The sequence below is a fragment of the Streptomyces sp. NPDC028368 genome (assembly GCF_055565615.1).
Genome location: NZ_JBVHTY010000010.1, coordinates 304,906 through 325,448, shown reverse-complemented (window position 1 = coordinate 325,448; position 20,543 = coordinate 304,906). Strand labels below are relative to the sequence as shown.

Sequence of the window (20,543 nt, the reverse complement as noted above, 5' to 3'; positions counted from 1 at the left end):
GCTGAAACCGAGATTACGCTCTTGATCCAAGATCCGGACACCGACTCCGGTATGTGAGATGACTGACCGGACTGCGGACAGCGCCGGGGCCCGGGGCGCGGCCGGGTCACTGGGTCAGATACCGCTGCAGCGCCGGCGCCACCATGGCGACGATCTCCTCCGGATCGGCGGAGGCCATCGGCTCCATCTTGATCACATAGCGCAGCATGGCGATCCCGATCAGATGGCTCGCGGCCAGCTGGGCACGGAACTCCGGGTCGGGTACGTGCAGTTCACCCGCTACCCGCTGGAGGAGGCGGCGCTCGACCAGCCCGCGCAGCACCGTCGCCGCGGTGTCGTTGGTCAGCGCCGAGCGCATGATCGCCAGCAGCGACGGCCGGCTGACCGGGTTCTCCCAGATGCCGAGCATGAAGCGGGCCATCCGCTCGCCCGCCCCGGCGTCGCCGCCGCCCGTGATGGCGTCCGGCATGGTCAGCGCGGGCGCGAAGGACAGCTCGATGGCCGCCGCGAAGACCTGCTCCTTGGTGCCGAAGTAGTGGTGCACCAGCGCGGCGTCCACCCCGGCCGCCTTGGCGATGCCGCGTACCGACGTCTTGTCGTACCCGCGCTCGGCGAATTCCGTACGGGCCGCGGCGAGGATCCGCTCGCGGGCGCCGGGCCCTTCGGCGGCCTCGGCACGGGCCGGGCGGCCGCGGCGGCGGGCGCGCGGTGCGGGCTCCCCCGCCGGCTCCCCGTCGCTCACGACCCCGGCACCCAGGTGGGCGAGGCCAGATGCAGCCGGGTGAAGGCCAGCGCCTCGGCGAGGTCGGCCTCGCGTTCGGCGGCGGACATCGCCCGGCGGGTATTGACCTCGACGACCACATGGCCCGCGAAGCCGGTGGCGGCCAGCCGCTCCAGCAGATCGCCGCAGGGCTGGCTGCCACGCCCCGGCACCAGATGCTCGTCCTTGGCGGAGCCGTTGCCGTCGGCCAGATGGACGTGCGCCAGCCGGTCGCCCATCCGCTCCACCATTTCCAGCGCGTCATTGCGCGCGGTGGCGGTGTGCGACAGGTCGACGGTGAAGTGCCGGTAGTCGTCGCTGGTGGGGTCCCAGTCCGGGGCGTACGCCAGCATCTCGCGGTCCCGGTAGCGCCAGGGGTACATGTTCTCGACGGCGAACTTCACGTCCGTGTCGTGTTCCATCCGCCACACCCCGCGCACGAACTCCCGCGCGTAGTTGCGCTGCCACCGGAACGGCGGATGCACGACCACCGTCGAGGCGCCGAGCTTCTCGGCGGCGTTCCGCGCCCGCTGGAGCTTGACCCAGGGGTCGGTGGACCACACCCGCTGGGTGATCAGCAGACACGGCGCGTGCACGGCCAGCACCGGCACCCCGTGATAGTCCGACAGTCGGCGCAGCGCCTCGATGTCCTGGCTGACCGGGTCGGTCCAGACCATGACCTCGACGCCGTCGTAGCCCAGGCGCGCGGCGATCTCGAAGGCCGTCGCCGTCGACTCCGGATAGACCGAGGCCGTGGACAGGGCGACCTTCGCATCGGGGATGCGCACCACTGGCTCTGTCACGAGGGACAGCGTACGGGCCGCGACTGGGCACCGGGCAGGAGGTCCGGGCGACCGCGTCCGGCGTGCTGCCGCTACGGCATGTGATCCAGCCGCCGCAGGATGACACCCTCGCGCAGCGCCCACGGACAGGTGTCCAGCGTCTCGACGCCGAACAGGTCCATCGTCGCCTCCGCGACCAGCGCCCCGGCCAGCAGCTGCCGCGCGCGGCCCACGGACACGCCCGGCAGCTCGACCCGCTCGCGCGCGGACATCCCGGCCAGCCGCGGCACCCACTCCTCCAGCTTCTTGTGGGTCAGCTCCCGGCGGACGTACTGGCCTTCGGCCGAGCGCGCCGCGCCCGCGATCCGGGCCAGCTGCTTGAAGGTCTTGGACGTCCCGACGACCTGGTCGGGGCTTCCGTAGCGGCGGAACTCGCTCACCACCTTGGCGATCTCGGCCCGCACGCGGCGGCGCAGCGCCCGGACGTCCTGGGGGTCCGGCGGGTCGCCGGGCAGGTCGCGCGCGGTCAGCCGGCCCGCGCCGAGCGGCAGCGAGACCGCCACATCCGGCTCCTCGTCGAGGCCGAAGGCGATCTCCAGCGAGCCGCCGCCGATGTCCAGGACCAGCAGCCGGCCGGCGGACCAGCCGAGCCAGCGGCGGGCGGCGAGGAAGGTCAGGCGCGCCTCGTCCTCGCCGGAGAGCACCCGCAGTGTGATGCCGGTCTCCAGGGTGACGCGGCGCAGCAGGTCCTCGCCGTTGGTGGCTTCCCGGATCGCGGACGTGGCGAACGGCAGCACTTCCTCGACGCCCTTGTCCTCGGCCACCTGCTGCGCTTCCCGGATGGTGGCCACCAGCCGTTCCACCCCGGCCTCGTTTATGGCGCCGCCCTCGTCGAGGAGTTCGGCAAGGCGTAGCTCCGCCTTGTGCGAGTAGGCGGGCAGCGGGCGTGCGCCGGGGTGTGCGTCCACCACCAGGAGATGGACCGTATTCGAACCCACATCGAGGACACCGAGTCTCATACGGGGAAACCTACTGCCGCGGCAGGTATCTCTTGTCGGCCGCCTTAGGCTGGAGTCGTGGCAAAGACGAAAAAGGCGAAAAAGACGAAGCAGACCAAGCAGGAAAAAGCCGTGGCGGCCGGGGCGTCGCCCGACGAGGTCGGCCTCGACTTCGCCCGTGCCTGGGTCACCTTCCCCGACCCGGCCGACGACGAGCAGATCTTCCGCTGCGACCTGACCTGGCTGACCTCGCGCTGGACCTGCATCTTCGGCAGCGGCTGCCAGGGCATCCAGGCCGGCCGCGCGGACGACGGCTGCTGCACGCTCGGCGCGCACTTCTCGGACGAGGAGGACGAGCAGCGGGTGGCCGGTCATGTGGCGCGTCTCACACCCGACCTGTGGCAGTTCCACGACGTGGGCACCGAGACCGGCTGGACCGAGGAGGACGACGACGGCGAACGGCAGACCCGCCGCTGGCAGGGCTCGTGCATCTTCCAGAACCGCCCCGGCTTCCCGGCGGGCGCGGGCTGCTCGCTGCACATCCTCGCGCTGCGCGAGGGCCGCGAACCGCTGGAGACCAAGCCGGACGTCTGCTGGCAGCTGCCGGTGCGGCGCACCTACGACTGGATCGACCGCCCGGACGACACCCAGATCCTCCAGGTGACGATCGGCGAGTACGACCGGCGCGGCTGGGGTCCCGGAGGCCATGACCTGCACTGGTGGTGCACGTCGGCGACCTCGGCGCACGGTGCGGGCGAACCGGTCTATGTCACCTACAAGCCGGAGCTGACGGAGCTGATGGGCAAGAAGGGCTACGCCAAGCTTGCCGAGCTGTGCGAGGAACGGCTGTCGGCGACGCTGCCGATGGCGCCGCATCCGGCGGACCCGAAGCCGGCAGGCCCGAAACCGGCCGCTGCCCCGAAGAAGTGACCCGACCCCGTCCGCGCCTCAGCGGGCGGGGTTCGTCGTGTTCGACGGGGGCGAGGCCGGGGCCGGGGTGGGCGTCGGGGCCGTGGGGGTGGGCGTCGGCGTGGGCGCGGGGTCCGTCGGAGTCGGCGTGGGGGTGGTCGGCGCCGGAGTCGGCGTCGGATCCGTCGGCGGGGGGTCGCTCGGGCCGGGGTCCGGCTCGGTCACACCGTGGCCCTCCATCGTGACGGCCGTACCGCCGGGCTCGATCGCGATCCGGGTGCGCCAGTGGCCCTCGGGCTCCCGGTCGTGATCGACATAGACCGTGATCGTCGTGGACTCCCCCGGCCGCAGCACTCCGGCCGTATGGCTCATCTGCAGCCAGGGCGCACCGGCCGACGCCGTCCAGCGCACCGGTGACCCGCCGGACGCGCTGAGCGTGATGACCGTCGTCCCGCCGCTCGGCTGCGCCGCGACGGTCAGCCGGCCCGGCCCCGTACGGTCCCGGGCGGGCCCGGCCGGCCGCAGCGGTGTGCCGTCCGCGCCGATCACCTGGGCCGACACATCGGACCCCGCCCCACCGGGCGAGAAGGCCGGGCCGGGGGTCGTCCGGGCGTTGCCGGCGTTCTCGTAGCGGCGGCCGCTGAGCTGCCCGTCGTTGCCCTCGCGCTCATTGGCCGTCACCGCGGGCGTGCCGTCCGTCCCCTCGGACGGCGCGGCCTGGCGGTACGCGGCCCACACGGCCAGCATCGGAGCGGCCAGCACGGTGGCGACGACGGTGCTGGTCAGTGCGCGGTTGCGCAGCCGGCGGCGGCGGGCGGCCCGGTCCGTGGGGCCTACCGGGAATCCGCTGCGGTCATAGCGAGGAGAACCGTTTGCCCCAGTCGCTTTGCCGCCGCGGCCTGGGCCCGCGCCCGGCACGCCCTCCGCACGCCCCGACCGCGAACGCCGGGCCGCCGCCAGCGCCACGGACACCGCCTCCCGCGGCGCGGCGACCAGCGGCAGCGACCCCGGGGCGGCGGGCGCGGTGCCGGGCCACGGCCCGGCAGCGGTGGCCCGCTCCGCCGTCCGCCGGCACTCGGCGCAGTCGTCCACATGGCGTACCAGCTCCCGGCGGAGCGCCGTGCCCAGCAGCATCCGGGTATCGGCCGCCAGCTGGGCCACCTCCGGACAGCGGCCGCGTTCGACGACGGCCAGCGCGGCCCGGGTCCGCTCGACCTCGCAGCGCGCGGCGGCCAGCAGGACGCGGGTGGCGCCCGGCTCGGCGCCCAGCACCGCGGCGACCTCGCCCGCCGGGAGGTGGTGGCGTACCGAGAGCTCCAGCGCCTCGCGCTGCTCGGGCGTCGTCCCGGCGGCCTCCGGCCAGGCGAGCACGGCCAGTTCACGCCGGCGGTCCTCGGCGTCGGCGGTGGCCTCGCCGCCGGATGTGGTGCCGGCTTCGGTGCCGGGCCCGCCGCGCTCGGCGAGCCGGCGCAGACAGGCCCAGCGGGCCAGGGCGTAGAGCCAGGGGCGGTAGAGGTCCGGGCCGGACGGGCGGCGGCCGTGGTGGCGCTCGGCGAGTGCCAGCGTTTCGCCGAGCACCGCGGTGGCCGCGTCGTGCTCGCACAACACGGACAGGCAGTAGGTGAACAGCCCGTCCAGATAGGCGCCGTAGCGATCCTGGCGCTCGGCACGGTCCTGTCGCCCGGCACGGTCCTGGGGCTGCGCGCTGCGCGACCGGTGTGCGCCGGTGGTGTCCGTGGGGTGCTCGGGCCTGCTGCTCATCACCCGGCGACGGTAGGCGGATGATGCAGCCGCTCTCGCTCCCCTTGGACACTTTTAACCCTTACGGGTGACCATCTCCCTCAAAAGGGGACACCAGTCCCGGTCCCGCCACCCGGTCGGCCGAACCGACGGCGGTGGCGGCCGCCCCCGCTCCTCGGGAGCTCGGCGGCATGGACTGTCGGACCCCGCCGATACGGTGACCTCATGGCAACCCGTAAAACGTCGGCCAAGGAGCGCCCCTCCTACCGTTGCACCGAGTGCGGCTGGACCACCGCGAAGTGGCTCGGCCGCTGCCCCGAATGCCAGGCGTGGGGCACGGTCGAGGAGTTCGGCGGCGCCCCCGCGGTGCGCACCACCGCGGCCGGCCGGGTCACCACCGCGGCGGTGCCCATCGGCCAGGTCGACGGCAGACAGGCGGCCGCCCGCTCGACGGGCGTGCCCGAGCTGGACCGCGTGCTGGGCGGCGGGCTGGTCCCCGGCGCGGTCGCGCTGCTGGCGGGCGAGCCGGGCGTCGGCAAGTCCACCCTCCTCCTGGATGTCGCCGCCAAGGCGGCCTCCGAGGCCCACCGCACGCTCTACGTCACCGGCGAGGAGTCCGCGAGCCAGGTACGGCTGCGCGCCGACCGCATCGGCGCCCTCGACGACCACCTCTATCTGGCGGCCGAGACCGACCTGTCCGCCGTGCTGGGCCACCTGGACGCCATCAAACCCTCCCTGCTCGTCCTCGACTCCGTCCAGACCGTCGCCTCGCCCGAGATCGAGGGCGCCCCGGGCGGTATGGCGCAGGTCCGCGAGGTGGCCGGCGCACTGATCCGGGCGTCCAAGGATCGCGGTATGGCCACCCTCCTGGTCGGCCATGTCACCAAGGACGGCGCCATCGCGGGCCCCCGCCTCCTGGAACACCTCGTCGATGTCGTCCTGCAATTCGAGGGCGACCGGCACGCCCGGCTCCGCCTCGTCCGTGGCGTCAAGAACCGCTACGGCACGACCGACGAGGTCGGCTGTTTCGAGCTGCACGACGAAGGCATCACCGGCCTCGCCGACCCCTCCGGCCTGTTCCTGACCCGCCGCGCCGAGCCGGTGCCCGGTACGTGCCTGACGGTCACCCTGGAGGGCCGGCGCCCCCTGGTCGCCGAGGTCCAGGCGCTGACCGTCGACTCGCAGATCCCCTCCCCCCGGCGGACGACCTCCGGCCTGGAGACGTCCCGGGTCTCGATGATGCTCGCCGTTCTGGAGCAGCGCGGCCGGATCACCGCCCTGGGCAAACGCGACATCTACAGCGCGACGGTCGGCGGCGTGAAGCTGACCGAGCCCGCCGCCGACCTCGCCGTCGCCCTCGCGCTCGCCAGCGCGGCCAGCGACACCCCCCTCCCCAAGAACCTGGTCGCCATCGGCGAGGTGGGCCTGGCGGGCGAGGTCAGACGGGTCACGGGCGTCCAGCGCCGGCTCTCGGAGGCGGCCCGGCTCGGCTTCACCCACGCCCTGGTTCCCTCCGACCCCGGCAAGATCCCCGACGGAATGCGGGTGATGGAGGTCGCCGACGTCGGGCAGGCGCTGAGCGTGCTGCCCAAGCGGGTGCGACGGGAGGCCCCACGGGAAGAGGAACAGCGCCGGTAGACTTTGCCCTGGTCTCGCCCGTCACCGCAGTCTTGTTGCCTGCCGCGTACGCTCGCTGGTACGTCACCGCAGCATGGGCCGGGCGGCCTCGCGGACCGATTGACCTTGCGACGGAGGAGTGCAGTGGCAGCCAACGACCGGGCATCGGCTCCCGGCAGGTCCGGGAGCTCCGGCACCGATCGCCTCATGCGCGCCACGCTGAGCGCCGTCGCGCCCGGTACGGCCCTGCGCGACGGCCTCGAGCGCATCCTGCGCGGCAATACGGGCGGCCTGATCGTCCTCGGCTTCGACAAGACCGTCGAGTCCATGTGCACCGGCGGCTTCGTCCTGGACGTCGAGTTCACCGCCACCCGCCTGCGCGAGCTGTGCAAGCTCGACGGGGCGCTGGTCCTCGACAAGGACATCTCCAAGATCATGCGGGCCGGTGTGCAGCTCGTCCCCGACGCCTCCATCCCCACCGAGGAGACCGGCACCCGGCACCGCACGGCCCAGCGCGTCTCCATCCAGGCGGGCTTCCCGGTCGTCTCCGTCAGCCAGTCGATGCGCCTGATCGCCCTCTACGTGGACGGTGAACGCCGCGTCCTGGAGGAGTCGGCCGCGATCCTCTCCCGCGCCAACCAGGCCCTGGCCACCCTGGAGCGCTACAAGCTCCGCCTGGACGAGGTCGCCGGCACCCTCTCCGCCCTGGAGATCGAGGACTTGGTGACGGTCCGCGATGTCACCGCGGTCGCCCAGCGCCTGGAGATGGTCCGCCGGATCGCCACCGAGATCGCCGAGTATGTCGTCGAGCTCGGCACCGACGGCCGCCTCCTCTCCCTCCAGCTCGACGAGCTGATCGCCGGCGTCGAGCCCGAACGGGAACTGGTCGTGCGCGACTACGTCCCCGAGCCGACCGCCAAGCGCTCCCGTACGGTCGCCGAAGCGCTCGCCGAACTGGACTCCCTGACCCACACCGACCTCCTCGAACTCCCCGCCGTGGCCCGCGCGTTGGGCTACAGCGGCGCTCCCGAGACGCTGGACTCCGCGGTCTCGCCGCGCGGCTTCCGGCTCCTGGCGAAGGTCCCGCGCCTGCCCGGCACGGTCATCGACCGCCTCGTCGACCACTTCGGCGGCCTGCAGAAGCTGCTCGCCGCCAGCGTCGACGACCTCCAGGCCGTGGACGGCGTCGGCGAGGCCCGCGCCCGGTCGGTGCGCGAGGGGCTCTCGCGGCTGGCGGAGTCGTCGATCCTGGAGCGGTACGTCTAAGGGCTGTCCCGTAGCGAGTTCGCCGTGCGGGGTCCTTGCCGTGGCCGCGGATCCCGCCGGACGCTCACCGCTGCGGTGCGGCGCCGTCGCGGCGGGAAGCGCACGAGCGCGGTCGTCCCGCTGCGCCCGGCCTAGCCCAGCACCGCCGCCTCCTTCTCCCGGGCCAGCCCGACCGCCGGACGGTCCGGGCGCTGCGGGGCGACGCCGCCGATGCTCTGCAGCCAGGCCCAGGTGTCGGCGACGGTTTCGCTGACGGGCCGGCAGCGCAGCCCGGTGGCAAGGGCCTTGGACACATCGGCGCCGTATATCGCATCCCGCGGCTCACCGGGCGCCGGCCAGACCGGCAGCTCGGTCCACGGCTCGATCCCGGCCGCGAGCACCTTCTCCGGCGCGGTCCACCGCAGTTCGGCGTCCGCCTCGGTGACCGCCGCGCAACTCTCCAGCAGCTCCCCCATCGTGGCGTGCCCCGCCTCGCTGACCAGGTTGTACGCACCGCCCAGCCCGGCCTGCACCGCATCCAGCGTCCACTCGGCCAGGTCCCGCGCATCGACGTACTGCAGGGGCATCTCGCGCGGTCCCGGGGCCAGCACCGGTCCACCTCGGGCGATCCGGCCCAGCCACCACGGCAGCCGCCCGATGTTCTCGTACGGTCCCAGGATCAGGCCCGCCCGGACCAGCAGCGCCCGGTCCCCGAAGGCGTCGATCGCGGCCAGTTCGCCGCCCCGCTTGGCCGCCGCGTAATCGTCGCAGCCGGTGTCGTCCGGTGACGACGCCACCACCGGCCCGTCCTCATCGAGCCCGTACGGGGCGGGGTACTCGTACACCGACCGGCTGGAGACATACGCATACGTCCCCGCCCGGCCGGCCAGCAGCCGCGCCGCGTCCCGTACGGCCGACGGGGCGCCGCTCCAGGTGTCGACGACGGCGTCCCACGCGCCCTCCTTCAGCGCCGCGAGCCCCGCCGGACCGCCGCCGCGGTCGCCGTGCAGGGCCCTCACGCCCTGCGGGGGTGCATGGTGACCGCGGTGAAACACCGTCACCTGCCAGTCGCGGGCCGACGCCGCCTCGGCGACCGCCCGCCCCACGAATTCCGTACCGCCCAGAATCAAGAGCTTCATGGCGGCGACTGTGCCCCAACCGCCCCGGCCGGGTCAGCCGTATTCGCTCTCGGCTCAGCCCTTTCAGCTCTTGGCGAGCGTGAACTTCGCCCGGACCGGGTCCAGACCGGGCACCTTCGCCTCAGCGACGTACTTCCCGGCCGGCACCGCTGCCGCGCTCGGCGTCGCACACTGCGGGGCGCTGGCCCTGCGGTCCCACTCGACGGTGCGCTCCACGGAGCCCTTCGCCGGGACCTTCAGCAGGGCCGGGCTGGTGCCCGCGGGGCAGTCGTTGGAGGCCCACACCCGGTCGTCACCCGCGGTGTCCTTGATCGTCAGCACCGCGGCCTTGCGGCCCAGGTCGACCTTGCAGGCGGAGCCCGCGGAATTCTTGACGGTCAGCTCGAACTGCGGCTTCTCGCCCGGCTCGTAGGAGTCCTTGACGCTGCGCAGCGTCAACTCGGCACCGTCGGTGGTGCAGTTGAGGAGGGAGGAGCCGGCCGGTACGGCACTGGCGCCCGAACCCTCGCCGATGGGGCCGCTCGCCGAACCGCCGGAGCCGCCGGAGCCGCTCGCACCGCCCGTGCCCTTGCCGCCGTCATCCGACCCGGATCCGCCGTCCGCACCCGACTCCCCGCCGCCCGACCCGCCACGCCCGCCCGGCTTTTGACTGATCGCCGGCCCGCTGCCGGAGGGTCCTGGCGTGATGGATGTCGCGGGCCCCGGGCCGTGCCCCTTGCCCTTGTCGTTCTTGCCGCCGGTGTTCTCGGTGTCCCCGCCCATGCTGAGGACCCACACCACCACGAGGGCGAGCAGTGCGACGATGGCCAGCGCAACGGCCCTCCGCCGCCAGTAGATGGAGGAGGGAAGCGGCCCGATCGGATTGCGCAGTGATCCCACGTGGAAACTCTACGAGAGATCGGCGCACAGACCGGCCAGTACCCGCCGCATGACGCTGCAACTTTTCCCATCATCGGCCCGGAATCGGCCCGTCGCGCGGCCGGTGTGCGCCATTGCCGCCCGGTCCGGCCCGATCACACCCGATGTGGTTCACCCCGCGCGTTCCGCACGTTTGCGTACCGTAAACGCCCACGGCACCCGCTACCGGCCACCGGCCCGCTGCCACTCCTCCTTGTGCCCGAATCCCTGGCCGTTGTCGATCAGCCGCAGCCAGCCGGGGCGCAGTTCCCACAGCGTCGTGCGTTCCAGGGCCGCGCGCAGCCGCTCGCTGTCCAGGACGAAGGGGAAGCGCTCGGTGTAGAGCCGCCAGCCGCCGGCCCGTTCCTCGTCCGCCAGCGGCCGGCAGCGGCCGCGCCCCTGAAGGCCCGTCAGTCCGCTCCACTCCTGGCCGTCGCGCTGCGCCGTGAACGCCACGCGCGCGCCGTCGGGCCCGTGCCCGCCCAGGGCCCGCCCGTGCCGCGTACCGGTCGACGTCACGAAGTAGAGGACGGGTCCCGCGGCCGCTTCCGCATCCACGGCATAGAGCACCGCGGCCGCCTGCGGCCCGTCCTCGTCCGTATACGCCAAGGTCATCGTCGTGTGCCCGGCCAGCGCCCGCCGGATGGCCGACGGGCATTCGCTTTCCTTCATGACCGCATCCTCATCACTCATGTTCATCTGTGATCGCATCCTCGCGTACCGCCGGTAGCGGCCACCCGTACGTACCGGACCGTCCCGCGTGCGAGTGGGCGCGGAGCGGCGCGGGCCGGTGCGTTTCCCGGGCGGGCGTGGGCGTGCCAGGATCGGTGGTGCCATGACTTCGATGCCTGCCACAACCACTGCCATGACCGCCGCCGCCGAGACCGCTTCCGCCGCTTGTGCCGCGGAGGCCGCCGACGGAACCGGGCTGCACCGCCCGGTCACCGACTGGTTCGACGAGCACGCCCGCGATCTGCCCTGGCGCCGCCCCGAGGCGGGCGCCTGGGGCGTGATGGTCAGCGAGTTCATGCTGCAGCAGACGCCGGTCAGCCGCGTGCTGCCGGTGTATGAGCAGTGGCTGACCCGCTGGCCGCGCCCCGCCAACCTCGCTGCCGAGGCGCCGGGCGAGGCGGTGCGCGCCTGGGGCCGGCTCGGCTATCCCCGGCGTGCGCTGCGGCTGCACGCCGCCGCGTCCGCCATACAGGAGCGGCACGGCGGCGACGTACCGCGCGAGCACCACCAGTTGCTGGCGCTGCCCGGCGTCGGCGAGTACACCGCCGCGGCCGTGGCGTCCTTCGCGTACGGGCAGCGGCATGCCGTGCTGGACACCAATGTGCGCCGGGTGTTCGCCCGCGCGGTCACCGGCCGCCAGTACCCGCCGAACGCCACCACCGCCGCCGAGCGCAAGCTCGCCCGTGCCCTGCTGCCCGAGGACGAGAAGCTGGCGGCGCGCTGGGCGGCGGCCACGATGGAGCTGGGCGCATTGGTGTGCACGGCGCGCGGCCCGGAATGCGAGCGCTGCCCGATCGCGGCGCAGTGCGCCTGGCGGCAGGCCGGATCCCCGGCGCACGAGGGCCCGGCGCGCCGCACGCAGGCCTACGCCGGCACCGACCGCCAGGTGCGCGGCAAGCTGCTGGCCGTCCTGCGGGAGGCCGTCGCGCCGGTGCCGCAGCAGGTGCTGGACGCGGTGTGGGACGAGCCGGTGCAGCGGGCGCGGGCGCTCGACGGCCTGGTCTCGGACGGACTGGTGGAACCCCTGGGCGGTGGCCGCTACCGCCTGCCGCTCAGCTAGCGACCGAGTGACCGGGGGCTCGGCCGACGGCTGAGCCCCCGGTCACGGTGCGGGCCGGACGGCCGGGTGGAAACAGGGTGGCCGGGCCGGGCGGTGGAGCCGGAAGGCCGGGCCGTATGACCGCACCGGATGATTGAGCGCGAAACATTCCGGCCGGAATGCGCCACACTTCGGGCTCGAAACGGCTTGAAGATGACGGTCGCATGACGCGCGCACCGCCTCCGAAGCGGCCATCCGTCTTTCGACGGGGGGCCTTATCCCCCGTGAGGATGACCCGCAGCGGCCCGCCGTCCCTCCAAGGTATGACCCCTGGCGGGCTGTTACACAACCGCAGGTTTTCCGTGCATTCGCTGTGGGGCCGACGCACATTCCGTCGCAACACCCCCTCCGTAGCGTCTTCCTCGTGCTGGAGATGACCACCAGCGCGGTCAACGTGGGGAACGCAAGCGGATCGGAGGCGTCGGGATGGCGACCAGCGGCGGCAAGGTACTGGACTTCGAAGAGTATGTGCGTACGCGGCAGGAGGCCCTGCTGCGCAGCGCCCGGCGGCTGGTGCCGGATCCGGTCGACGCCCAGGACCTGCTCCAGACGGCCCTGGTCCGCACCTACGGCCGCTGGGACGGCATCGCGGACAAGTCCCTGGCCGACGCCTACCTCCGCCGCGTCATGATCAACACCCGTACGGAGTGGTGGCGGGCCCGCAAGCTGGAGGAGGTGCCCACCGAGCAGCTCCCGGACGCGAGCGTCGACGACGGCACCGAGCAGCGCGCCGACCGGGCCCTGCTGATGGACATCCTCGGAGTGCTCGCTCCCAAGCAGCGCAGCGTCGTGGTCCTGCGACACTGGGAGCAGATGAGCACCGAGGAGACCGCGGCGGCGCTCGGCATGTCCACCGGCACGGTCAAGAGCACGCTGCACCGGGCGCTCGCCCGGCTGCGCCAGGAGCTGGAGTCGCGCGACATCGACGCCCGGATGCTGGAGCGCGACGACCGGGACCGGGAGCGGTGCGCGGCCTGACCCGTGGCTCGGGCACCCTGGAAGACAGGCTGACGGCACACGCGGTATGGCGCACAGCTTCACGCGCGACAATCACAACACGAGCAGCAGCGGGACGGGCGGCTGTGCGAGCGGCACGGTGAGCAGGAGCGGATTGTCCAGGAACAGGTTGACCGGCGGGTTGACCAAAGGCGGCGCGGCCACGGCGGGGGTGGCCGCCGTCGGGCTGTTGCTGGCCGGATGCAATCCAGGTGGCGACGGCGTGCGGTCCGAGGGATCGGCCACCACCACACCCGCACCCAAGGGCGTCGCGAGTGCCTCACCGACCCCGACCACCGGCCACAAGAAGATCAACGCCGTCAAGCTGCTCAAGAGCGACCCCAGGGTCAGCCCGGACGTGAAGAAAACCCTGGCCAAGCCGTGCGCGGCGGACGAGTACCCGGTCGACGTGGAGTATGCCTCCCTGACCGGCAGCAAGTCCCCCGATGTCATCATCAACGTCATGACCTGCGCGGATTCCGTCGGCATCGGCTCCTATGTCTTCCGTAAGCGGAGCGGCGACGGGTATGAAAACGTGTACGGAAACGAGCAGCCGTCGGTCTACGCCGGGGTCGGGGCGAACAAGCGTGATCTGGAAGTCTCCGTGCAGACCTATGACGCCGACGACCAGGTGTGCTGCCCATCCGGTGAAGATGTCCTGACCTACCGCTGGTCGGACGACCGGTTCACCCGGTACGGCAAGAAGTCCCACACCGACTACAGCAAGACCACCGTCAAAGACGCACCCGCGCCGGACGACGGCACGGGACCGGAGGGTTGAGACAACCGCATGGCCGACACGCATGTGCTCTTCGTCGAGGACGACGACGTGATCCGCGAGGCCACCCAGCTCGCGCTGGAGCGGGACGGCTTCGTGGTCACCGCCATGCCCGACGGGCTCGCCGGGCTCGAGGCGTTCCGCGCCAACCGCCCGGACATCGCGCTCCTCGATGTGATGGTTCCGGGCCTGGACGGCGTCAGCCTGTGCCGCCGGATCCGCGACGAGTCCACCGTCCCCGTGATCATGCTGTCGGCACGCGCCGACTCCATCGACGTGGTGCTCGGCCTGGAGGCCGGTGCCGACGACTACGTCACCAAGCCGTTCGACGGCGCCGTACTGGTCGCCCGGATCCGCGCCGTACTGCGCCGCTTCGGCCACGCCAGCGGCCCGGACGGCAACGGCGGGGGCTCGGCGGACGCGGGTGACCCCGCCGAGGCCGTACTGCGCTTCGGCGACCTCGAGGTGGACACCGAGGGCATGGAGGTCCGCAAGGGCGGCGAGACGGTCGCGCTCACGCCGACCGAGATGCGGCTGCTGCTGGAGTTCTCCCACGCACCGGGTACGGTCCTCTCGCGCGACCGGCTGCTGGAGCGGGTCTGGGACTACGGCTGGGGCGGCGACACCCGCGTCGTGGACGTCCATGTCCAGCGGCTGCGCGGCAAGATCGGCCAGGACCGTATCGAGACGGTCCGCGGCTTCGGATACAAGCTGAGAGGCTGACACCCGCAGTGGTCAGGCTGGCCCTGCGGACGGGGCTGAGATGGAAGCTCAGCGCGGCGATCGCGCTCGTCGGAGCGCTGGTCGCGGTCGCGCTGAGCCTTGTCGTGCACAACGCGGCCCGCCACTCCATGCTCGACAACAGCCGCGATGTGCAGATCGAGCGGCTCAACATCACGCAGAAGATCTTCGAGTCGACCAACCGGCTGCAGTTCGGCGCGAAGATCGACGACCCGGCGCTGCCGGCGCCGCTGCGCAAGGAAATCGCCGAGGGCGAGCGCGCCACCTACATCCAGGACAACGGGCAGACCGCGCCCGAGGTCTGGGCCGCCTCCCCGCTCGGCAACGGCCGCGTGCTCTCCGTACACGACCGCTTCTTCGACCGTTTCGCCGTCCTCGACGACCTGGACCAGGCACTGCTGATCGGCTCCGCCGCGGTCGTGGTCGGCGGCTGCGCGCTGGGCGTGCTGGTCGGCGGGCGGCTCTCCAAGCGGCTGCGCAAGGCGGCCGCCGCCGCGGGCAAGCTCGCCGAGGGCGACACCTCGGTCCGGATCCGCGACGAGGTCGGCGGCCGGGTCCGGGACGAGACCGACGACCTGGCCTGGGCCGTGGACGCCATGTCGGACGCCCTCCAGCAGCGCATCGAGGCCGAGCGCCGGGTCACCGCCGATATCGCCCACGAACTGCGCACCCCCGTCACCGGCCTGCTCACCGCCGCCGAACTGCTGCCGCCCGGCCGCCCCTCCGAGCTCGTACGGGACCGGGCCCAGGCGCTGCGCACCCTCGTCGAGGACGTCCTGGAGGTGGCCCGGCTCGACGGCTACGCCGAGCGCGCCGAGCTCCAGGACGTCGCCCTCGGCGAATTCGTCACCCGCCGCGTGCGCTCCCTCAGTCAGGACGTCACCGTCGATGTCGTACGCGACGCGGATGTCACCACCGACCCGCGCCGCCTGGAACGCATCCTCGGCAACCTGATCGCCAACGCCGCCCGGCACGGCAAACCACCGATCGAGGTCACCGTCGAGGGCCGGGTGCTGCGCGTCCGCGACCACGGGCCCGGCTTCCCCGAGGCGCTGCTGCGCGAGGGCCCGAGCCGCTTCCGCACCGGCAGCAGCGACCGCGCCGGCCGCGGCCACGGCCTGGGCCTGACCATCGCCGCCGGCCAGGCCCGCGTCCTGGGCGCCCGCCTCACCTTCCGTAACGCGGATGAGGTGACGGACGGGTCGACGGGGGCGGTGGCGGTGCTCTGGCTGCCGGAGAACGCGCCGACGAGTACGGGCAGTTTCCCCGTCATCCAGCTGCCGGACCGCTGACCCGGCCCCGCCGAGCCATGAATGGTCTCCTGCGCAACTTGTGACGAAACGCGCACGACACTCCGTTACGCGGCGTAGCGTTTCCGTGACGGGGTTGCACCGGGCAACCTGCAAGCAGCGGTGGTGAGTTCATGCCCCCTCGGAAGGATCCCGACGCGTCGGTGAGCGTCCCTTGCTTTTACGGTGCGGAGTTGCGCTACCAGAGAGAGCAAGCCGGCCTGACGCTGGAACAGTTGGTGGAAGTCAGCTTTCGCGGCATCTCGTTTCTTAGCCAGATCGAGCGGGGCGAGCGGGGGATGCCGAGGGATCTGGCCGTCCATGTCGATAAGGCGCTCAAGACGAACGGGTTTTTCGAGCGCCACTGCGAAGCGGCGCAGAAGGCGCGCCGGGACGGGCATGCGGAGTACTTCGCGGACGCCTTGGAGATGGAACAGCGCGCGGAGAGCATCGAGGAGTGGGCGCCCACGCTCGTTCCCGGTCTGCTGCAGACGGCTGCATATACCCGCGCGATCGTACGGGCGGCGGTGCCGCGGGCAGCGGACGAAGAGGTTGAGAAAAAAGTTGCGGCCCGCATGTCCCGGGCGGCAGTCTTCGACGGTGAGAATCCCCCGAAGTTCTGGGTGGCCCTGGACGAGTCACTGATCCGCCGCCGGGTTCTCCCGGACGATCAGATGGCAGAACTGCTGGAGCACATCGCGGAGGTAGTGAAGACCACGCACTCCATTCTGCAGATCCTCCCGGAATCCGCTGGCGCCCATGCGTACATGATGGGCATGACCACGATCATGACTTTCGCGGATGCGCCTCCTGTGGTGTACACGGAGAGTCTTCACAGCGGCCAAGTCATCGACTATCCGGCGCTCGTGAAGCAGTACCAGGAATCGTACGATCTGCTCAGGGCCGCCGCACTGTCGCCCGTGGCGTCCCTGGCCCTGATCGAAGCAGCGGCAGAGGACTATCGAAATGGCAAGCACAGAATTCGATTTGAGTAACGCGTCCTGGCGCAAGAGCAGCTACAGCAACGGCACCGGCGGGAGCTGCATCGAGGTCGCCGAGGCCTTCCTTGGGGCCGCCGCCTGGCGCAAGAGCAGCCACAGCAATGGCGACGGCGCCGAGTGCATCGAGGTGGCCGACGACCTCCCCGGCCTCGTCCCCGTCCGGGACAGCAAGGACCCGCACGGGCCGGCGCTCGTCTTCCCGGCCGTCGGCTGGACGGCGTTCGTGTCGGCCGTCAAGGGCGGCGAGCTGTCGGGCGCCTGACCGGCACTCAGAAAAACGGAGCGGCCCCCGCAAAAAGCGGGGGCCGCTCCGTGCGCCGAGGCGCGGGGCCGCATCAGACGGCCTCCACCACCGGCACCCGCTCCGCTGCCGGAGCCTCGTCGTCAGACTTGGCGGCCACCGGGCCGCCGCGCAGCGGCACCTCCTTGAGGAACCAGGCCGCGGCGAAGCCGATGACGCTGGCCGCCGCGCCCCACAGGAAGACCTGGTGGCTGCCGTTGGCGACGGCGTGCGTGTACGCGTCCTTGACCAGCGGCGGCAGCTTGAGCAGGCCCTTCGGGTCCATCTGGGCGCCGCCGCCGGTGACCTTGGAACCGGCCGCCGCGCCGAGCCGCTCGACCATCGTCGACTTCACCTGGGAGGTGAAGATCGCGCCGAGGATCGCGACGCCGAAGGAGCCGCCGATCGTACGGAAGAGGGTGGCCGAGGAGGAGCCGACGCCCATGTCCTTCATCTCGACGCTGTTCTGCGCGATCAGCATCGTGGTCTGCATCAGGAAGCCCATGCCGGCGCCGAGCACCGCCATGTAGACACCCGAGGTGAAGCGGGTGGTGTCGGTGTCCATCAGGGCCAGCAGGGCGAGCCCGGCGGTGATCAGGCCGCCGCCGACGACCACGAAGACCTTGTACTTGCCGGTCGTGGTGGTGACCCGCCCGGCGAACAGCGAGACGGCCATCATCGCGAGCAGCATCGGCAGCAGCAGGAGGCCCGAGTTGGTCGCCGAGGCGCCCTGCACGGTCTGCTGGAACAGCGGCAGGAACGTCATCGACCCGAACATCACAAAGCCGACCAGGAAGCTGATGACCGTAACGAGCGAGAAGTTGCCGTTACGGAAGATGTGCAGCGGCACCACCGGCTCGGTGACCTTGCGCTCCACCAGGACGAAGAGCGCGAGGGCGACGACGCCGCCGACGCCCAGCCCCAGGATCTGCGGCGAGGTCCAGTCGTACTCGGTACCGCCCCAGGTGGTGAGCAGCACCAGCGCGGTGATGCCGATGGTGAGCAGTGCGGACCCGACGTAGTCGATCCGGGCCTGCGACCGCTTCTTCGGCAGGTGCAGCACCGCGGTGACCATGATCAGTGCGACCGCGCCGAGCGGCAGGTTGATGTAGAAGCTCCAGCGCCAGCCGAGGTGGTCGGTGATGCTGCCGCCGACCAGCGGTCCGCCGATCATCGCGATGGCCATGACGCCGGCCATCATGCCCTGGTACTTGCCGCGCTCCCGCGGCGGAATCAAATCGCCGATGATGGCCATGACGCCGACCATCAGGCCGCCCGCGCCCAGGCCCTGCACCGCGCGGAAGGCGATCAGCTGCCCCATGTCCTGGGCCATGCCGGACAGCGCGGAGCCGATCAGGAAGATCACAATGGATGTCAGGAAGACGCCCTTGCGTCCGTACATGTCGCCGAGCTTGCCCCAGATCGGGGTCGAAGCGGCGGTGGCGAGCGTGTACGCGGTGACCACCCAGGACAGGTGCTCCATCCCGCCCAAGTCTCCGACGATGGTGGGCATGGCCGTGCCCACGATCATGTTGTCCAGCATCGCGAGCAGCATCGCGATCATCAGCGCGAACAGCACCACCCGCACACTGGCGGGCTGCTTCCCCTCGGCGGCCGCGCCGTTGACCGCGCCGTTCGCCGCGCTGGGTATTTCTGCCTGTCTGTCCCCCGCTGGGGCCGCTTTCTGCGACATCCCCGTCCTCACTCCCGTACTCCCACTTACTTGCCGCCCGGCTAGTTCTGTACAGTACGGCAAGGTAGGCGGCTAACTAGCCGGGCGTCAAGTAAGTTTCCGGGGCGCGCCCCGGGGCACCCCTCCGACCAGCACCGACTACGCAGCACCACGCGGCAACCACGCAGGAGAAGGCCATGAGCACACCGCACACGCGCCGCGGGAACACCCGCCAGCGCATTCAGGACGTCGCTCTGGGGCTGTTCTCCGAGCACGGCTACGAGAAGACCTCACTGCGTGAGATCGCCGAGAAGCTCGATGTCACCAAGGCGGCGCTCTACTACCACTTCAAGACCAAGGAAGACATCGTCATCAGCCTGTTCGAGGACCTGCGCGGTCCGATCGACGAGCTGATCGCCTGGGCCGGGACGCAGCCCCGCACCCTCGCCACCAAGCAGGAAGTGATCCGCCGCTACGGCGAATCGCTCCGCAACGCCGAGCCCCTCTTCCGTTTCATGCAGGAGAACCAGGCGACCGTACGCGACCTCGCCATCGGCGACACCTTCAAGGAGCGCATGCACACCCTCTTCGGCCTCCTCAGGGAGCCCGATGCGGAGCTGACGGATCAGGTGCGCTGCATCACGGCGCTGTTCTCCATCCACGCGGGCATGTTCGCGATGCAGAACCTCGAAGGCGACCCCGAGGAGAAGCGCAAGGCCATCCTCGAGGTCGCCACGGAACTGGTCACGGCGGCAAACCCGCCGAACCGCCGGCCAGCCCGGCCGGATTCAGCTCAGACGGCGTCGTCGTGAGCCCGCAGGAATCCGGTCGGCTCGATGCCCGTCCCGTAGTCAGGACCGGTGCGGACCTCGAAGTGCAGGTGGGGGCCGGTGGAGTTACCGGTGCTGCCGGAAAGCGCGATCTGCTGGCCCGTGGCGACCTGCTGGCCGACCTGGACCTGTATCTGTGACAGGTGCGCGTACTGGGTGTACGTGCCGTCGTCGTGCTTGATCACAATGGCGTTGCCGTACGCCGGGCCGTCACCGCCGCCCCAGGGGCCTGCCTTGACGACGGTGCCGTGGTGGACGGCGTGGACCTGGGTACCGGTCGGCACGACGAAGTCCTGACCACTGTGGTTGTGCGACCAGTGGCTGCCGGCGAGACCGAAGCTCGAGCCGAGGACGTAGCTGTCGACCGGCTTGACCCAGGCCTCGGCCTTCTTGGCCGCGTCCTTCCTGGCCTGCACGGCATCGGCCTTGGCCTTCGCGGCGGCCGCCTTGGCGTCCTTGGCCGCCTTGGCCTGCGCGTCGGCCTGTGCGCTGACCGTCGAGCCGACGTTCGCGCTGAGGTTCATCAGGCCCGAGTCGGCGGCGTTGGCGATACCGGCGCCCAGCGCGGCGGCGACACCGAGGCCACCGGCCACAACGGCGACGCGATTGCGCAGCACGGACTTCTTCGCGGAGTTCTTCGGATTACGGACGGCGCTGAACTTCGACATGCGGGTTTGTCCTCCAGAGATCTGGAATCAGGAATTGATTGGCTTTCCCCGGCTGCGGACCGGGTTGGCCATTCCTTGGTAACCCGCATTCGACGCCCCGCCAAGGGCACCTTTCTACTACCGGGTGCCGTATTGGGGCCGATGTAATTCACGCCATAGCGGGGCGCCCCATCCCCCTCATCCGCGACCGCGCCACTCCGCCACCAACCCGCCTGACCTGGCATTTCACCCACACCCGGACGCTGAGCGCACGCCCCACCCCAGCCATCGAAAACCCCGCCCCGAAGCCGAATGGCACCCCCCGCGCCTCCCTAATGCTTCTAGTAGGCCGCTAATACCGTGTGCCTCATGTCACCGCCCCATAAGACTC

The 20,543-nt window shown here is 71.5% G+C and carries 21 protein-coding genes; 11 read left to right on the top strand and 10 right to left on the bottom strand.

The features are described from left to right. Positions 1-106: 106 nt before the first annotated feature. The 3 genes from ACZ4S3_RS24420 to ACZ4S3_RS24410 all read right to left on the bottom strand — a co-directional run bounded on the left by ACZ4S3_RS24420 (position 107) and on the right by ACZ4S3_RS24410 (position 2,561). Entirely contained in the window at positions 107-742 is a 636-nt protein-coding gene (locus ACZ4S3_RS24420; protein ID WP_467937537.1) for a TetR/AcrR family transcriptional regulator, read from the bottom strand. Beyond that, on the bottom strand, positions 739-1,563 hold the full coding sequence (locus ACZ4S3_RS24415; RefSeq protein ID WP_467937535.1) for a sugar phosphate isomerase/epimerase family protein: 825 nt from the start codon (positions 1,561-1,563) through the stop codon (positions 739-741). The genes ACZ4S3_RS24420 and ACZ4S3_RS24415 overlap by 4 nt, the downstream gene beginning before the upstream one ends. Positions 1,564-1,634: 71 nt before the next feature. Then, complete coding sequence (locus tag ACZ4S3_RS24410) at positions 1,635-2,561, bottom strand: Ppx/GppA family phosphatase (protein WP_467937533.1); 927 nt, start codon at positions 2,559-2,561, stop codon at positions 1,635-1,637. Positions 2,562-2,618: 57 nt separating this feature from the next. Here ACZ4S3_RS24410 and ACZ4S3_RS24405 point away from each other — a divergent pair, with 57 nt between their 5' ends. Further along, positions 2,619-3,470, top strand: a complete 852-nt coding sequence (locus tag ACZ4S3_RS24405) for a DUF3109 family protein (protein WP_467937531.1) — start codon at positions 2,619-2,621, stop codon at positions 3,468-3,470. An 18-nt stretch (positions 3,471-3,488) separates the two neighbouring features. On the opposite strand, the gene ACZ4S3_RS24400 is transcribed toward ACZ4S3_RS24405, so the two are convergent. Next, positions 3,489-5,210, bottom strand: coding sequence for an RNA polymerase sigma factor (locus tag ACZ4S3_RS24400; protein ID WP_467937530.1), 1,722 nt, complete (start codon positions 5,208-5,210; stop codon positions 3,489-3,491). 204 nt (positions 5,211-5,414) lie between these two features. Between ACZ4S3_RS24400 and radA the strand changes: the two genes are divergently transcribed. Both radA and disA read left to right on the top strand, forming a co-directional pair. Then, complete coding sequence (gene radA, locus ACZ4S3_RS24395) at positions 5,415-6,827, top strand: DNA repair protein RadA (RefSeq protein WP_467937529.1); 1,413 nt, start codon at positions 5,415-5,417, stop codon at positions 6,825-6,827. Between the two features lie 123 nt (positions 6,828-6,950). Continuing rightward, the gene (gene disA / locus ACZ4S3_RS24390; RefSeq protein ID WP_467937527.1) at positions 6,951-8,072 is read left to right on the top strand and encodes a DNA integrity scanning diadenylate cyclase DisA; all 1,122 of its coding nucleotides are present in this window, start codon (positions 6,951-6,953) and stop codon (positions 8,070-8,072) included. Between the two features lie 131 nt (positions 8,073-8,203). Here disA and ACZ4S3_RS24385 read toward each other — a convergent pair whose 3' ends face one another. From ACZ4S3_RS24385 to ACZ4S3_RS24375, 3 genes are all read right to left on the bottom strand, one after another. Beyond that, on the bottom strand, positions 8,204-9,190 hold the full coding sequence (locus tag ACZ4S3_RS24385) for an NAD-dependent epimerase/dehydratase family protein (RefSeq protein ID WP_467937525.1): 987 nt from the start codon (positions 9,188-9,190) through the stop codon (positions 8,204-8,206). Between the two features lie 63 nt (positions 9,191-9,253). Further along, the gene (locus ACZ4S3_RS24380; RefSeq protein ID WP_467937523.1) at positions 9,254-10,069 is read right to left on the bottom strand and encodes a hypothetical protein; all 816 of its coding nucleotides are present in this window, start codon (positions 10,067-10,069) and stop codon (positions 9,254-9,256) included. 201 nt (positions 10,070-10,270) lie between these two features. After that, positions 10,271-10,759: a pyridoxamine 5'-phosphate oxidase family protein gene (locus ACZ4S3_RS24375; protein WP_467937522.1), complete on the bottom strand. Its 489-nt coding sequence runs from the start codon at positions 10,757-10,759 to the stop codon at positions 10,271-10,273. 193 nt (positions 10,760-10,952) lie between these two features. Here ACZ4S3_RS24375 and ACZ4S3_RS24370 point away from each other — a divergent pair, with 193 nt between their 5' ends. Together ACZ4S3_RS24370 and ACZ4S3_RS24365 are read left to right on the top strand one after the other, a co-directional pair. After that, the gene (locus tag ACZ4S3_RS24370) at positions 10,953-11,879 is read left to right on the top strand and encodes an HhH-GPD family protein (protein WP_467937598.1); all 927 of its coding nucleotides are present in this window, start codon (positions 10,953-10,955) and stop codon (positions 11,877-11,879) included. A 465-nt stretch (positions 11,880-12,344) separates the two neighbouring features. Beyond that, positions 12,345-12,896: a SigE family RNA polymerase sigma factor gene (locus ACZ4S3_RS24365; protein ID WP_362703358.1), complete on the top strand. Its 552-nt coding sequence runs from the start codon at positions 12,345-12,347 to the stop codon at positions 12,894-12,896. Positions 12,897-12,968: 72 nt separating this feature from the next. Here ACZ4S3_RS24365 and ACZ4S3_RS24360 read toward each other — a convergent pair whose 3' ends face one another. Then, positions 12,969-13,121: a hypothetical protein gene (locus ACZ4S3_RS24360; protein ID WP_467937520.1), complete on the bottom strand. Its 153-nt coding sequence runs from the start codon at positions 13,119-13,121 to the stop codon at positions 12,969-12,971. Between the two features lie 16 nt (positions 13,122-13,137). On the opposite strand from ACZ4S3_RS24360, the gene ACZ4S3_RS24355 reads away from it, so the two are divergent. The 5 genes from ACZ4S3_RS24355 to ACZ4S3_RS24335 all read left to right on the top strand — a co-directional run bounded on the left by ACZ4S3_RS24355 (position 13,138) and on the right by ACZ4S3_RS24335 (position 16,985). Continuing rightward, the gene (locus ACZ4S3_RS24355) at positions 13,138-13,695 is read left to right on the top strand and encodes a hypothetical protein (RefSeq protein ID WP_467937518.1); all 558 of its coding nucleotides are present in this window, start codon (positions 13,138-13,140) and stop codon (positions 13,693-13,695) included. 9 nt (positions 13,696-13,704) lie between these two features. Then, positions 13,705-14,415 (top strand): two-component system response regulator CseB, encoded by a 711-nt coding sequence (gene cseB, locus ACZ4S3_RS24350; protein ID WP_467937517.1) that lies wholly within the window; start codon positions 13,705-13,707, stop codon positions 14,413-14,415. An 8-nt stretch (positions 14,416-14,423) separates the two neighbouring features. Beyond that, positions 14,424-15,725 (top strand): two-component system sensor histidine kinase CseC, encoded by a 1,302-nt coding sequence (cseC, locus tag ACZ4S3_RS24345; protein WP_467937515.1) that lies wholly within the window; start codon positions 14,424-14,426, stop codon positions 15,723-15,725. A 131-nt stretch (positions 15,726-15,856) separates the two neighbouring features. Next, positions 15,857-16,717, top strand: a complete 861-nt coding sequence (locus ACZ4S3_RS24340) for a helix-turn-helix domain-containing protein (RefSeq protein ID WP_467937514.1) — start codon at positions 15,857-15,859, stop codon at positions 16,715-16,717. After that, positions 16,689-16,985, top strand: a complete 297-nt coding sequence (locus ACZ4S3_RS24335; protein WP_467937512.1) for a DUF397 domain-containing protein — start codon at positions 16,689-16,691, stop codon at positions 16,983-16,985. The genes ACZ4S3_RS24340 and ACZ4S3_RS24335 overlap by 29 nt, the downstream gene beginning before the upstream one ends. Before the next feature lie 73 nt (positions 16,986-17,058). Here the strand turns inward: ACZ4S3_RS24335 and ACZ4S3_RS24330 are convergent, their stop codons facing one another. Continuing rightward, complete coding sequence (locus ACZ4S3_RS24330) at positions 17,059-18,696, bottom strand: MDR family MFS transporter (protein WP_467937510.1); 1,638 nt, start codon at positions 18,694-18,696, stop codon at positions 17,059-17,061. A 176-nt stretch (positions 18,697-18,872) separates the two neighbouring features. Between ACZ4S3_RS24330 and ACZ4S3_RS24325 the strand changes: the two genes are divergently transcribed. Then, positions 18,873-19,487, top strand: a complete 615-nt coding sequence (locus ACZ4S3_RS24325) for a TetR/AcrR family transcriptional regulator (RefSeq protein ID WP_467937508.1) — start codon at positions 18,873-18,875, stop codon at positions 19,485-19,487. Here the strand turns inward: ACZ4S3_RS24325 and ACZ4S3_RS24320 are convergent. After that, positions 19,469-20,173 (bottom strand): M23 family metallopeptidase, encoded by a 705-nt coding sequence (locus ACZ4S3_RS24320; protein ID WP_467937506.1) that lies wholly within the window; start codon positions 20,171-20,173, stop codon positions 19,469-19,471. The two genes, ACZ4S3_RS24325 and ACZ4S3_RS24320, sit on opposite strands and share 19 nt — an antisense overlap. Between the last annotated feature and the right edge of the window lie 370 nt (positions 20,174-20,543).

Excerpts from the sequence above, each read along its gene's own strand:
- ACZ4S3_RS24340 (WP_467937514.1), top strand. The coding sequence starts at position 15,857 with ATGCCCCCTCGGAAGGATCCCGACGCGTCGGTGAGCGTCCCTTGCTTT.
- ACZ4S3_RS24330 (WP_467937510.1), bottom strand. The coding sequence starts at position 18,696 with ATGTCGCAGAAAGCGGCCCCAGCGGGGGACAGACAGGCAGAAATACCC.
- cseB (WP_467937517.1), top strand. The coding sequence starts at position 13,705 with ATGGCCGACACGCATGTGCTCTTCGTCGAGGACGACGACGTGATCCGC.
- ACZ4S3_RS24385 (WP_467937525.1), bottom strand. The coding sequence starts at position 9,190 with ATGAAGCTCTTGATTCTGGGCGGTACGGAATTCGTGGGGCGGGCGGTC.
- ACZ4S3_RS24375 (WP_467937522.1), bottom strand. The coding sequence starts at position 10,759 with ATGAAGGAAAGCGAATGCCCGTCGGCCATCCGGCGGGCGCTGGCCGGG.
- ACZ4S3_RS24370 (WP_467937598.1), top strand. The coding sequence starts at position 10,953 with ATGACCGCCGCCGCCGAGACCGCTTCCGCCGCTTGTGCCGCGGAGGCC.
- ACZ4S3_RS24320 (WP_467937506.1), bottom strand. The coding sequence starts at position 20,173 with ATGTCGAAGTTCAGCGCCGTCCGTAATCCGAAGAACTCCGCGAAGAAG.
- ACZ4S3_RS24410 (WP_467937533.1), bottom strand. The coding sequence starts at position 2,561 with ATGAGACTCGGTGTCCTCGATGTGGGTTCGAATACGGTCCATCTCCTG.
- radA (WP_467937529.1), top strand. The coding sequence starts at position 5,415 with ATGGCAACCCGTAAAACGTCGGCCAAGGAGCGCCCCTCCTACCGTTGC.
- ACZ4S3_RS24325 (WP_467937508.1), top strand. The coding sequence starts at position 18,873 with ATGAGCACACCGCACACGCGCCGCGGGAACACCCGCCAGCGCATTCAG.
- ACZ4S3_RS24365 (WP_362703358.1), top strand. The coding sequence starts at position 12,345 with ATGGCGACCAGCGGCGGCAAGGTACTGGACTTCGAAGAGTATGTGCGT.
- ACZ4S3_RS24335 (WP_467937512.1), top strand. The coding sequence starts at position 16,689 with ATGGCAAGCACAGAATTCGATTTGAGTAACGCGTCCTGGCGCAAGAGC.
- ACZ4S3_RS24400 (WP_467937530.1), bottom strand. The coding sequence starts at position 5,210 with ATGAGCAGCAGGCCCGAGCACCCCACGGACACCACCGGCGCACACCGG.